The organism is Gordonia bronchialis DSM 43247, assembly GCF_000024785.1.
Taxonomy (GTDB): domain Bacteria; phylum Actinomycetota; class Actinomycetes; order Mycobacteriales; family Mycobacteriaceae; genus Gordonia; species Gordonia bronchialis.
The window spans coordinates 5,058,888-5,071,773 of record NC_013441.1 but is presented as its reverse complement, the minus strand read 5'-3'; the positions used below and the strand labels follow the sequence as shown (position 1 = coordinate 5,071,773).

Below are 12,886 nucleotides of genomic sequence, written 5' to 3'. Positions count from 1 at the left end.
TGCCACGGACCGTCCGTGGCCGACTAGCCCATAGGAGGTGATGTGGTCTTATGCGTCACTACGAATTGATGGTCATTCTCGATCCGAATCTGGACGAGCGCACCGTCGCACCCTCTCTCGATACCTTCCTCAATGTTGTCCGCAATGACGGCGGCAAGGTGGATGGCGTCGATATCTGGGGCAAGCGCCGTCTTGCCTACGAGATCGCCAAGCACAGCGAGGGCATCTACGCGGTCATCGACCTGAACGCGGAGCCCAAAACCGTGACCGAGCTGGACCGTCAGCTCAAGCTGAACGAGTCGGTTCTGCGCACCAAGGTCCTGCGGAAGTAATCCACAGATTCCTTGATCGTCTGAACACGTCGGTACCGGGACCTAGGGTTGGACCCACGATCCCGGTGCACGTCGATCAGCGAGTGCCCACCACACGACCCGAGGGGAAATCATGGCAGGCGACACCGTCATCACCGTCGTAGGAAACCTGACCGCCGATCCGGAACTGCGCTTCACGCCGTCCGGTGCCGCGGTGGCCAACTTCACGGTGGCGTCCACTCCGCGCACCTTCGATCGTCAGACCAACGAGTGGAAGGACGGCGAAGCGCTGTTCCTCCGCTGCAACATCTGGCGTGACGCGGCCGAGAACGTGACGGAAAGCCTGACCAAGGGCGCCCGGGTCATCGTGCAGGGACGGCTCAAGCAGCGGTCCTACGAAACCAAAGAAGGCGAACGACGCACGGTCGTGGAACTCGAGGTCGACGAGATCGGTCCCTCGCTGCGGTATGCCACCGCGAAGGTCAACAAGACCTCGCGCAGCGGTGGCGGCGGCGGTGGGTTCGGATCGTCGGGCGGCGGCGCAAGCCGCGGCGGCGGCGGATCGAACCAGCAGGTCGCCGAGGATCCCTGGGGCAGCGCGCCTGCCAGCAACAGCGGATCGTTCAGTGGCGGGGACGACGAACCACCTTTCTAGATTTGTACTGACTGGAGCAACACACACATGGCAAAGGCAAAAGCCAGCCGGAAGCCCCGCGTCGAGAAGGTCACCAAGACCAAGGCGTGCAGCTTCTGCAAGGACAAGAAGGCTGTCATCGATTACAAGGACACCGCACTGCTGCGGCGCTTCCTGTCCGACCGCGGCAAGATCCGTTCGCGTCGCGTCACGGGCAACTGCGTTCAGCACCAGCGCGATGTCGCGGTGGCCGTGAAGAACTCGCGTGAGGTGGCCCTGCTGCCCTTCACCTCGACCAGCCGATAAGCGGAAAGGGAGTACAGACATGAAACTCATCCTCACCGCTGCCGTGGAGAACCTCGGCGAAGCCGGCGACACCGTCGAGGTCAAGGACGGCTACGGCCGCAACTACCTCCTGCCCCGCGGCCTGGCCATCAAGGCCACCCGTGGCGCGCAGAAGCAGGTCGACGACATCCGTCGCGTGCAGGCTGCCCGCGAGGTCCGTGGACTCGAGCACGCCAACGAGCTCAAGCAGGCCCTCGAGGGCCTCGCCGAGGTCTCGCTGGGTGTCAAGACCCACGACTCGGGCAAGCTGTTCGGGTCGGTGACCGCGGCCGACGTCGCGGGCGCCATCAAGACCGCCGGCGGCCCGACCGTCGACAAGCGCAACGTCGAGCTTCCGCAGGGCCACATCAAGGCCACCGGCAGCTACCCGGTCATCGTCAACCTGCACCCGCAGGTGTCGGCGACCGTGCAGCTCGCCGTCGTCGCAGGCTGACGACCAACGCGAAAGCCCAAGGGACCGGGTGGAATCCATTCCACCCGGTCCCTTTTCGCATCCCACACCTCGGCTGGTTCAGCCGCTGCCCCGTTGCTGGTTGAGCCGACTCGAGCCGCGACCCCTTTGCTGGTTGAGCCGTGGTTGAGCCGGCTTGAGCCGCGACCCCTTTGCTGGTTGAGCTCGACTCGAACCGCTAGCGGAAGGCGTGTCGAAACCACAAGCGAGACAACGATGTTCGCATTACCACTGCCCGAACACACCGAACCGCAGCTACCCCCGGAGCAACAGAGCGAGCTACTTGGGTGCCGGCGGATTGGCAGGCAATTGATTCCAGTATTGCAGTCGCGGCGGCAGATACCGCGGCGCAGGATTGCGGTCATGTGCGACGGCATTGTTGCCGGGTTTGATGGTGTCCCACGACGGCCAGAAGAACTTGTGCCACGACGGTGTCAGGATCATCGCGCGTTCTGCAGTGCGGCAGGCGACCACCGACGGTCGCGGTGCGGTGCAGGTGACGCCCTCGATGGTCACGCGCATACCCACGCCCAGCACGGGCGGCCGGAAACCGGCCTTGGAACCGAAGCGATAGTTCACGTCGAGCGGCCCACCCGGGACCACCCACCACGGGCCCTGGATGTCGCCGACGATGATCGCACCGCGGGCCGTCGGCGGCGCGGTGGCCGGCCGGCCCTTGCAACCGACGTAGCGGTACTGCCCGCCGATCTGGCACATCCACGGTCCGGCGACAAAGAACGACTTGCCGTTGTCGGCGTAGGCGAGTGACCGGAACGGTGTCGGGCTGACGGGCTGATAGCGGGCGAGGTCGAACTCGACCGGCATGGCCGGTCCGCGGGGCGCTGCGCTCGACGCCGGGGCCAGTACGGCGGCGCAGGCGGCCACGATCGCGACGGCAGCCGACAGACCCGTCAGGCGGCGCAGGAAACCGGTGCGGAGACGTCTCGGTGACACGCCCGCTATTGCATCACAGCCGTCGATCGCGTGCGGCCGGAACTTCCACATCTGGGACGACCGCCCCACTTGACCGGCTTCGAGTGAACCTGCTGTGACCTGGTGTTACGTACATCACATCTGATGTTCATCCGAAAGTTGGCACCAGGGGTTGATTTCGGTCCGCAACACGCCCGACATTGCCATTCGCAAGACACGCCGCGCGAAGGAAAATCGTTGATTGTGGAAATTGCTCACCGCTCTGACCTGCACGAACCCGTTTGCTCACAGAACAATTCCTCATGTTGTCCACAGCCGGTGCACAACGACTCCTGCGCGCCTCACACTTCGTCCACAGATGCTCCCCAGAACTATCAACAGCCGGGTTTGAGTAGCAGGCAAGGAGGTCTTAGTGTCCTCCCTCAGCGCCTCGAAACGACGACCCGTCTCTCCTCCGACAGGCACTGTCGGTGGGCCGGGGTATCACAGGGGCATACCAACACCAAAGCGTTCCGAGAGGTTTGACACACGTGGCTGTTGTGGATGACCGAGGGCATGACGCGGCCAGAGGTCGGGGCTTCAACGGGGGTAATGGGCGCCGTCAGGACGACGAGCCGCCACCCGAAGAGTTCGGTCGGCAACCGCCACAAGACCTCGCTGCCGAACAATCCGTCCTCGGCGGGATGATGCTGTCCAAGGACGCCATCGCCGACGTCGTGGAGAAGCTCCGCACCGCGGACTTCTACCGTCCTGCGCATCAGGCGGTCTATGAGGCGGTCCTCGAGCTGTACGGCAAGGGTGAGCCCGCCGACGCGGTGACGGTGGCCGCCGAGCTCGAACGCGCGGGAGAACTGCGCCGGGTGGGCGGCGCGCCTTACCTGCACACCCTGATCTCCACGGTGCCGACTGCGGCCAACGCCGGCTACTACGCGGAGATCGTCGCGGAGAAGGCCATCCTGCGTCGTCTCGTGGAGGCCGGAACGCGCATCGTGCAGTTCGGTTACGCCGGGGCCGACGGTCAGGACGTGGCCGAGGTGGTCGACCGCGCCCAGGCCGAGGTGTACGAGGTCACCGAGCGACGCACCGCCGAAGACTACGTCCCGCTCGAGGAACTCCTGCAGCCGACGATGGACGAGATCGACTCCATCGCGTCGCGCGGCGGTATATCTCTCGGCGTACCAACGGGTTTCGCCGATCTGGACGCGGTGACCAATGGTCTACACCCCGGTCAGATGATCATCGTCGCCGCCCGCCCGGGTGTGGGTAAGGCGCTCGCGCTCGACACCCCGCTGCCCACCCCCACCGGCTGGACCACCATGGGCCGGGTCGCCGTCGGCGATCAGTTGATCGATGCGCAGGGCTGCCCGACGCGGGTCGTCGCCGCGACCGACGTGATGACCGACCGGCCCTGCTACGAGGTCGAGTTCAACGACGGCACGGTCCTCGTCGCCGACGAGCAGCATCAGTGGATCGTCGACGTCGACAACGAGTCACAGGTGGTCACCACCGAGGTCCTGCGGTCGCACGTGGGCTGTGCGGTGGTCCGCAACACCAAGCCATTGGAGTTGCCGCGCAAGCGTTTTGCCTACGGCCCCTACACGGTGGCCGCGCTGGCCGGCATGGCCTTCAACGACCCAGAGATCGCGATGCGCATCGACGCCGAGGGTCCCGTCGACGTGATGACGTTGATGGCCGATCTCGGCGGGCGCATCCCGTACGAGTATCTGCGCGGTTCGATCGCTCAGCGCCGGGCGTTGCTGGCGGGTCTGCTCGATGCGCGGGCCACCGTCGACGACGACGGCTGGATCACCGTGCCCGCCGCGACCCGGCACATGACCGCGGTGGTGGCCGATCTGGTCGCCGGTCTCGGCTACAACTACAAGCGCTCGGTCACCGGCTGGCTGCGCGTCGACGCCGATGATGACGTCTTCACTGTTCACCACAAAGCATTGCGGCACAAGGAACTTCGACGCGCCGCAGGTATCCGCCGGGTGGTCGTGGTGCGGCCGGTCGATTCGGTGCCGGTGCGCTGCGTGCAGGTCGACAACCCCGACGCCCTATACCTGGCGGGCGAGGCCATGGTGCCCACCCACAATTCGACGCTGGCCATGGACTTCCTGCGGTCGTGCTCCATCAGCCATCACATGACCGCCGCCATGTTTTCCCTGGAGATGAGCAAGACCGAGATCGTCATGCGACTGCTCTCGGCCGAAGCCAAGATCAAACTCGGCGACATGCGCGGCGGCAGCATGAGCGACGACGACTGGACCCGCCTGGCCCGGCGCATGGGCGAGATCTCCGAGGCGCCGCTGTTCATCGACGACTCACCCAACCTGACCATGATGGAGATCCGCGCCAAGGCCCGACGCCTCAAGCAGCGCAACGACCTCAAACTCGTCGTCGTCGACTACATGCAGCTGATGACCTCGGGTAAGAAGGTCGAATCCCGCCAGCAGGAGGTCTCCGAGTTCTCCCGCCAATTGAAGCTGCTCGCAAAGGAACTCGAGGTTCCGGTGGTCGCGATCAGTCAGCTCAACCGTGGACCCGAGCAGCGGACGGACAAGAAGCCGCAGGTGTCGGACCTTCGCGAGTCGGGATCACTGGAGCAGGATGCGGATATGGTCATCCTGCTCCACCGGCCGGACTCCATCGAACGGGACGACCCGCGTGCGGGTGAAGCGGACATCATTCTGGGCAAGCACCGTAATGGTCCGACGGCCACGATTACCGTTGCGCATCAACTGCATTTGTCGCGGTTCGTGGATATGGCGCGGGGCTAGTCGGTCGGATGTAGGTTCGTGTAGGTTCCAAGAAAAGTTGTCATATTCCAATGCCGGTGTCAGTGGATTTGTCAGCAAATCCCGACATTCCGGCCTGCGTGTCAGTGACCCAGGCCACTCCATCTAGGTCACGTGACGAATTGTTCGCGGCCGGTATTTGGTGGTGTTGGTTGGCGGAGGCATCAGTCGGTCGTTCAGCCTCACTTTGCAACCACTCGAAGCTCACCAAGTGCCGTTTCGTCGATTCCACTCCTCGACGTTGCGCCGCTCTTCTTCGCGCGCGTACCGATCATTGCGCCAATCCAGTCGTTGTCGCCTGTACTCAGCTGGGTCAGCTATCTGAAGGTCCAGCCAGTGCTTGCATTGTGGGCACAGATCCGGGTCATCGAGCTCAACGGGCATTGGCAGAATTACGCGGACCGAGCGCTCACAAATCGCTGTGTACTCGAAGCGATCCGACGAGAACAAGGGAGACTTCAAGTCATCGAGTGCCAGCAGGTGGCGATGCCGATACTTGTACTCGGGGTGAAGTTCGACGGCGTGGACGTAGCCCGGTTCCTCAGGTAGCGCGGGATCAAGCTGATGGTCAATGGGGTCACGGACGAGGTCGAAATGACGAAACGCGGCGCGGGTATCGGGAACTCTCACCGTGGATTACCTTCCAATCACCTTGTGGATGTTCTCTCAATTTTAGTGCTCTGACCCGACAGTTCTGAACAGTCCGGAACCACCCTGTTAATAACCCCTGGGGTTACCCCCTGACCCTCACCAAGGCCGGGTGAACCGTCCTGGGTCTGGTGGAGACCGTGATCTCACCAGGAGAATGCTGTTATGGGAGCACCACGGAAGTTTGACCAGGAGACGCGTGAGCGTGCGGTGCGGATGTATCAGGATCGGCTCGGCGAGGTGGGCGGGTCGAAGTCGGCGGCGCGCCGGCATGTCGCCGAGATGCTCGATATCAATCAGGCGACGTTGCGTAACTGGATCGAGAAGGACACGCCGGTGGTCTCCTCGGGGGTGAGTACGACCAGTGGGGAGTTGGATGCTCAGGTGCGTGAGCTGCGTCGTGAGAATTCCGAATTGCGCAGAGCCAATGAGATTTTGAAGACGGCGTCGGCGTTTTTCGCCGCGGCGGAGATCGACCGCCGACTTCGTTGATCGTCGAGTACATCGACGATCACAGGGACAGGTTCGGGGTCGATCCGATCTGCCGGGTACTCACCGAGTACGGAATGCAGATTGCCCCATCCACCTACTATGCCCACAAGCAGCGTGGCCTGGTCTCGGCAGCGATGCTCGAGGAGGCCTACGCCGCTCATGCCGTCTACCAGCAGTTCGAGAAGAACCGCGGTGTGTACGGGGTGCGCAAGATGTATCACACGATGTGGCGCGCCGGTCACGTGATGGGTCGTGATCAGGTCGGCCGGCTGATGGGGATCTGCGGCATCTCCGGTGCTGTACGCGGCAGCCATCGCACCACCACGACCCACCGAGACGATAGGGCGCCACGATTCCCTGATCATGTTGAACGACAATGGGATACACCGACACATCCGGATCAGTGGTGGGTGGCCGACTTCACGTATGTGTGGACATTGGCGGGGTTTGTCTACGTCGCGTTCCTCGTGGATGTGTTTTCGCGACGCATCCTCGGGTGGCGAGTCATGGCGAGCAAGCACACACCGTTGGTGACGAGTGTTGTCGAGCAAGCGTTGTTCGTCCGCCGCCGATCCGGATTCGACTTCACCGCAACCGGTTTGGTTCATCACAGCGATGCGGGCAGTCAGTACACATCGTTGGCATTCACCGCTGCGCTGACCGAGGCCAACATCACCGGATCCATAGGATCGGTCGGCGATGCGCTCGACAACGCGCTCATGGAGTCGGCGATCGGCTTGTACAAGACCGAACTGATCGACACCGGCCGCGCCTGGAAGGACCGCGGCGAGGTCGAACGAGAGACCGCCGCCTACGTGCACTGGTTCAACGCCGAGAGGCTGCACTCCTCCCTGGGCTACTGCTCACCCGTCGAGTACGAGACGCGCTATCGTGACAGCGTCGCCTCCGTGGCGGAGGTGGCCTGAACCAGGTCTCTATCCGATCCAGGACGGTTCAGGGTGGTAGTGCGGCTGACCAGTCAAACTTTGAACTGCCATGTGTTGTCCAAGCTCGGGTTTGACTGGCCCCTAGAGACTTCGACCCTCGCGCGAGTCCGCTCTGCTCACCGCCGGACTGGCCTGAGCCGTCGGGCACTCAGTGGTGCCCGCGCCGGGCGGTGAGTCACTGTCGTTGGACATCCACGGACGAGCAAGATGAAGCGCTTCAGGTGCGGGCGCTCGAACGCGCCGACGTCGACGCCCTCTACATCGACCACGGCGTCTCGGGCGCCGCGGTGTCCCGGCCGCGGTTCGACGCGATGCTCCCGGACCTTCGCCCCGGCGACACCGTCGTCGTCTACTCCCTGTCCCGGCTCAGCCGGGGCATGAAGCACCTCGTGGATCTCGGCGAGCAGTTCGAGCGTGACGGCATCGGCCTGGTCTCCCTCACCGAGCAGATCGACACCAGCACCGCGATGGGCCGATTCGTCTACACGATGTTGGCCGCCCTCGCCGCGATGGAACGGGACCTGCTGATCGAGCGCACCCGTGCCGGTCTCGAAGCTACCCGCGCGCAGGGCCGGTACGGTGGCCGACCGGCGAAGCTGACGGCGGAGCAGAAGCGGCACGCCCGCCTCCTCCGGGCCGGCGGCGTCGGCGTGGACGAGATCGCCAAGTCGCTCAGCGCGAGCCGGGCGACGGTGTACCGCGCACTCGCTGAGGAGAAGGAGTCCGCCGCATGACCCCCTCCGAGCGCGCCGCCGAAGGCCTCCGCGCACGCTTCCGTCGCGAAGAGGCGGCTCTCCACGCCGAGGGATTCCTCGCGATCGACGACGCCGCGGAGCTGCTCTCCGTGCACCGCGACACGGTGGCTCGGATGATCGCCGACGGCCGCCTGCCCTCCACGCGCGTCGACGACCGCATCGTCACGCGGCCGGAGTGGGTCGCTGCCGTGCCCCGCAGCCGTAAGGCCTCAGCCGAGTGGCGCCGGGAGCACGGCTGGCTCAGCACTGCCGAGGTCGCGGAGCTGGCGGGCATCACCTCGCAGGCGATGAACGTGCGTATCCGCAAGGGGCAGCAGGAGGCGGTGCGGGCGGGCTCGGAGACGCCGATGCCGGGAGTGAACCGCCCCGGGTTTGTCGGTGGCTCTCGAGCCTGTGAAGGATGGAGAGCATGGCAGCACCACGGAAGTACAGTGTTGAGCTGAAGGAGCGGGCGACGCGGATGGCGGTGGAAGCCCATCAGGACCCGGCCACGCGGCCGGGAGCGCTCAAACGGATTGGCGATCAGTTGGGTGTGCACCCGGAGGCGCTACGGACCTGGGTCAAACAGGCCGAGATCGATGGTGGGCAGCGCCCGGGTACGACGACCAGTGACGCTGACCGGATCGCCCAGTTGGAGCGGGAGAACCGTGAGCTGCGGCGGGCGAACACGATCCTCAAGCAGGCATCGGCTTTTTTCGCCGCGGAGATCGACCGCCCACAGCGCTAATTGTGGAGTTCGTTGCCGCCTTTCGCGGCGAACACGGGGTCGATCCGACCTGCGAGGCCCTGCGAGATACGGCCGCCCAGATCGCTCCGTCCACGGTACGAACCCATCTGAGCTCTCGGCGAGTCGAAGCGCCACGAGCAGTTCGTGACCGCGAGTTGCTCGGTGAGATCCGCACTGTGCACGCCGCCAATCTCGGCGTCTATGGTGCCCGCAAGGTCCATGCCGAACTCCGCAGAAAGGATATTGAGGTGGCTCGCTGCACTGTCGAACGATTGATGAAAGCCGATGGGCTACAGGGGATACCACGGTCGAAGACGCGTAAGACCACGCGCAGTGAGGGAGCCCAGACCCCACAGCCGGCAGACCGGGTCAAGCGGAAATTCACCGCGGCGGCGCCCAACGCGCTATGGGTCGCGGACCTGACCTACATCCGCACCCACTCCGGCTGGGTGTACGCGGCGTTCATTCTCGACGTGTTCTCGCGGATAGTCGTCGGCTGGCAGGTTTCAACCACCATGCACACCGACCTCGCGTTGGATGCCTTGGACATGGGCTTGTGGGCGCGTTCGCGTGCCGGTCAGGATGTGGCCGGGCTGATTCACCACTCCGACCGCGGAGTGCAATATCGAGCCATCCGCTACACCGAACGTCTCGCCGAGGCTGACGCGGTGACTTCTGTTGGCTCCAAAGGTGATTCGTACGACAACGCGATGGCCGAAGCGTTCAACTCGTTGTTCAAGGCCGAGTGCATCCGTAACCCGATCATGCGCCCGAAGGGCGGTTGGGGCAGTGTCGGCGACGTCGAGATCGCCGTCGCCGAGTACATCGACTGGTCACGATATGCAGGTGATCTCGGCGTGTCTGCTGGTGATAGCTACAGGGCAGGCGGACCCTCGACTCGGGAGGTGCGTGGTGTTCGATCCCTGTCTGGTGCGCGGCGCAAGTACCGGCGGCCGAATGGTGTCACTCGGGCACGAGTTGGTTGACGACTATCTCGAATTGGTTGCCACGCGGGCGCGACCGAACACAGTCCTGGCGACCGCCTACGACCTGAAGGTGTTCTTCGAGGTCGTCGACCGAGAACCCGAGAAGGTCAGCGTCGATGACGTGCTCGACTTCCTCAAGCAGCAGCGTCAGCCGCGTCGGGGTGCGACGGTCGTACGCATCGAGGACGGCGAGCAGGGATTGTCGGCGCGCACCATCAAGCGCCGGTTGTCCAGCATCGCCGGGCTCTACGAGTATCTGCGAATCCGTGGTGTCGTGACGGCGAATCCCGTGCCGCGAGGACTAGCGACTCGGAGTCCGGGCCGGGCAGTGCGGGGAGTTCCGTTGATCCGGGCGCCGCGGACGTTGCCACGGGTGCTCGATCCCGCGCAAGCCGACGCATTCGTCGCGTCATTGCGCACGGACCGTGACCGGGCCATGGTGGCCGCGATGCTGCTCGGCGGTCTGCGACGCTGCGAAGTCCTCGGACTCGGGTTGAACGATCTCAATCCTGGTGAAAGACGGGTGTTTATCGCCGAAGGAAAGGGCGGGCATCAGCGAATCGTGCCGATCTCGACACGCTTCTTCACCGCGGTCACCGACTATCTGAATCGGGAGCGTCCACAGGATACGGCCACCGATCGCCTGTTCGTCGTGCTCAAGGGTCCCCGTCGCGGGCAACCACTCAGCGCCGCCGGACTCGACGAGATCATCGCCGGCGCGCGGCGCCGTGCAGGCATCGAGCAGCTGACGTGCCATCAGTTGCGGCACACCTGTTTTACCCGGCTACGCGAGGCCGGGATGGCGTTGGAAGCCATCCAGTCCCAGGCTGGCCACCGCTCGATCGAGTCGACTCGGATCTACCTACACCTGGCCAACGACTGGCTCGCCAGCGAGTACCGACGAGCAATGGAAGCCATTGATGCCCAGAACCTTTCGGAGCAATGATGGCCGCGGCCGCCGATTTGTCCGGCAACGACGCACACATCGTCGCCAGCTACCTCGCGGCGATGCGCGCGGCAGGACTCAAGACCGGGCGCTCCACGACACAGGCAGCCGAAACCTGCCAGAGGCGAGTGAGTCGCGCCGGCGGCTGGCATTGCTTGACCTCGCCGCAGCGGCTCGAGGTCGTCGGGAAAGCGCGCTCATTCGCGTCCTGGCTGATGGTCACCGGGCAGCTGCGTGCCGATGCCGAGTTGATCAGCTCGCTGAATCTGCATCTGGGATACGCCGCACGTTCCCACTGCCCGCAGGACTACCGCTGGTTTCTCGAGGCGTGCGAGACAGTCGAGATCAGCGGCTCGCGGATCACCGGCCAGTGGAATCTACTGGCCAAGATCTCCGCGATGACCGCGACTCCTCCTGCCGCAGTGGGTGATACAGAGTTCTTCCCGGCTCGCGAAGCGCTCCTGGCGAGCTACCGGATGCGGGGACTGCCCGAGGCCGGCCGCAACCTCGCGGGTATGTTCAACCAGCTCCAGCTGACCCTGTTCCATGCCGAGAAACTGTCCACCTGGCGGCGCCCGTCGAACCATCAGCCAGTCGCGACGACCGGTTGGGCGACGATCACACACGGTTACGCGACCACCGCTCGCCGCTACATCGAGCAGGTCACCCTGAGCCTGCGACCCAATACGGTCACCGGCATCGAACACGACCTGCGGCGCTTCGGTTCGTGGTTGACCGACACCCACCCACAGATCGCGAATTGCGCTGAGCTGCAACGCGTTCACATCGAGGAGTTCAAGAAGTGGCTGTCCACCACACCCACCCCACGTACCGGGAAACCGTTGAACCGGGGCAGCATCAAGAACGCTCTGATCAACCTGCATTGCTTCTTCGACCGGATCACCGACTGGGACTACCCGAACGCACCGGTGCGTCCGCTGGTCTTCATCGGGGACCTACCGATCATCGACAAGCCACTGCCCAGATTCCTTGACGACGGGGCCGCCACCAAACTTCTCCGCGCCGCCCGCGCAGATACCGACCCCCTGTCCCGTCTGATCGTCGAATTACTCGCCCGCACAGGCATCCGCATTAGCGAACTACTCGGACTGACCACCGATGCCGTGGTCCAGATCGGCACAGCCTTCTGGCTACGAATCCCATTGGGCAAGATGCACAATGACCGCTACATACCACTACACCCCCAACTCAAAGAACTCCTCGACGACTGGATCGACAACCACCGTCCCACCGGCATCCGCACCAGCCGGCTGCTCGTTGAGAACCACCGCCCGATCACCAGCCACCGAGTGACGGCCGCGCTCGACCGGCACGCCGAAGCCGCCGGGATCGGACATGTCACCGCTCACCAACTGCGCCACACCCTCGCGACCCAGGCCATCAACCGGGGCATGTCGCTCGACGCCATCGCCGCTCTGCTCGGCCACAAAACGCTCGCCATGACCATGGTCTACGCCCGCATCGCCGACAGGACAGTGGCCGAGCAGTACTTCTCCGTCACCGAAAAGGTCGAAGCACTCTACGACCAGCCGCCACACCTTCCCGACACCGACGAAGGCTCCGAGATGCGCAAGCTCCGCGCCGAAATGCACCGCCGCATGCTCGGCAACGGATACTGTGCCCGGCCCGTCGACATGGACTGCCACTTCGAATCGATCTGCGAATCCTGCAGCTTCTTCGTCACCACCATCGAGTTCCGTCCCACCCTCCAAGCCCAACGCGACGACGCCGCACACAAGGGCCAAGTTGGCCGAGCCAAGGTCTTCGACGGACTCCTCGAACGACTCGACACCGACGCCTCATGACCGGCTCTTGACGCCGATCACCCACATAAGTTCAACCACCGACGGTTGCACGGCGAGATCGGACACGCCCCGCCCGTCGAGCACGAA

General features: G+C 64.3%; 12 protein-coding genes, 1 pseudogene and 2 other annotated features. Of the genes and pseudogenes, 11 read left to right on the top strand and 2 right to left on the bottom strand.

Going from position 1 to position 12,886, the window contains the following annotated elements; genetic code table 11:
- Positions 1–50 precede the first annotated feature (50 nt).
- The 4 genes from rpsF (at position 51) to rplI (ending at position 1,723) form a co-directional block, all read left to right on the top strand.
- On the top strand, positions 51–332 hold the full coding sequence (gene rpsF / locus GBRO_RS23510; protein ID WP_012836330.1) for a 30S ribosomal protein S6: 282 nt from the start codon (positions 51–53) through the stop codon (positions 330–332).
- A 112-nt stretch (positions 333–444) separates the two neighbouring features.
- The gene (locus GBRO_RS23505) at positions 445–966 is read left to right on the top strand and encodes a single-stranded DNA-binding protein (protein WP_012836329.1); all 522 of its coding nucleotides are present in this window, start codon (positions 445–447) and stop codon (positions 964–966) included.
- A gap of 27 nt (positions 967–993) precedes the next feature.
- Positions 994–1,251 carry a 30S ribosomal protein S18 gene (rpsR, locus tag GBRO_RS23500; protein WP_005194109.1) on the top strand — a complete coding sequence of 86 codons (258 nt, stop codon included), beginning with the start codon at positions 994–996 and terminating at the stop codon, positions 1,249–1,251.
- 19 nt (positions 1,252–1,270) lie between these two features.
- Positions 1,271–1,723: a 50S ribosomal protein L9 gene (gene rplI, locus GBRO_RS23495; RefSeq protein WP_012836328.1), complete on the top strand. Its 453-nt coding sequence runs from the start codon at positions 1,271–1,273 to the stop codon at positions 1,721–1,723.
- 297 nt (positions 1,724–2,020) lie between these two features.
- Here the strand turns inward: rplI and GBRO_RS23490 are convergent, their stop codons facing one another.
- Complete coding sequence (locus GBRO_RS23490; protein ID WP_041920821.1) at positions 2,021–2,704, bottom strand: hypothetical protein; 684 nt, start codon at positions 2,702–2,704, stop codon at positions 2,021–2,023.
- A gap of 500 nt (positions 2,705–3,204) precedes the next feature.
- On the opposite strand from GBRO_RS23490, the gene dnaB reads away from it, so the two are divergent.
- Positions 3,205–5,454 carry a replicative DNA helicase gene (gene dnaB / locus GBRO_RS23485; protein ID WP_012836326.1) on the top strand — a complete coding sequence of 750 codons (2,250 nt, stop codon included), beginning with the start codon at positions 3,205–3,207 and terminating at the stop codon, positions 5,452–5,454.
- Positions 5,455–5,676: 222 nt separating this feature from the next.
- Here the strand turns inward: dnaB and GBRO_RS26130 are convergent, their stop codons facing one another.
- Positions 5,677–6,102, bottom strand: a complete 426-nt coding sequence (locus GBRO_RS26130) for a hypothetical protein (RefSeq protein WP_147290682.1) — start codon at positions 6,100–6,102, stop codon at positions 5,677–5,679.
- A 183-nt stretch (positions 6,103–6,285) separates the two neighbouring features.
- On the opposite strand from GBRO_RS26130, the gene GBRO_RS23470 reads away from it, so the two are divergent.
- The 6 genes and pseudogenes from GBRO_RS23470 to GBRO_RS23440 all read left to right on the top strand — a co-directional run bounded on the left by GBRO_RS23470 (position 6,286) and on the right by GBRO_RS23440 (position 12,799).
- A protein-coding gene (locus tag GBRO_RS23470; RefSeq protein ID WP_085950384.1) for an IS3 family transposase occupies positions 6,286–7,538 on the top strand; the annotation gives its coding sequence in 2 pieces (ribosomal slippage) (positions 6,286–6,580 and positions 6,580–7,538; 1,254 coding nt in all).
- Positions 6,570–6,701 (top strand) — a sequence feature (AL1L pseudoknot). Its footprint overlaps the gene before it by 132 nt.
- Before the next feature lie 191 nt (positions 7,539–7,729).
- The gene (locus tag GBRO_RS23465) at positions 7,730–8,293 is read left to right on the top strand and encodes a recombinase family protein (protein WP_012836323.1); all 564 of its coding nucleotides are present in this window, start codon (positions 7,730–7,732) and stop codon (positions 8,291–8,293) included.
- Complete coding sequence (locus GBRO_RS23460; RefSeq protein ID WP_041920071.1) at positions 8,290–8,757, top strand: excisionase family DNA-binding protein; 468 nt, start codon at positions 8,290–8,292, stop codon at positions 8,755–8,757. The genes GBRO_RS23465 and GBRO_RS23460 overlap by 4 nt, the downstream gene beginning before the upstream one ends.
- Positions 8,724–9,874: pseudogene (locus tag GBRO_RS27845) on the top strand (IS3 family transposase); the annotation flags it as partial. The gene GBRO_RS23460 and the pseudogene GBRO_RS27845, both read left to right, overlap by 34 nt.
- Positions 9,002–9,130: a sequence feature (AL1L pseudoknot), on the top strand. Its footprint overlaps the pseudogene before it by 129 nt.
- A 79-nt stretch (positions 9,875–9,953) precedes the next feature.
- A complete protein-coding gene (locus tag GBRO_RS23445) occupies positions 9,954–10,973 on the top strand; it encodes a tyrosine-type recombinase/integrase (RefSeq protein ID WP_227892819.1) in 1,020 nt (339 codons plus the stop codon).
- Positions 10,970–12,799, top strand: coding sequence for a tyrosine-type recombinase/integrase (locus tag GBRO_RS23440; protein WP_227892818.1), 1,830 nt, complete (start codon positions 10,970–10,972; stop codon positions 12,797–12,799). Before GBRO_RS23445 ends, GBRO_RS23440 begins: the two co-directional genes overlap by 4 nt.
- Positions 12,800–12,886: the final 87 nt, after the last annotated feature.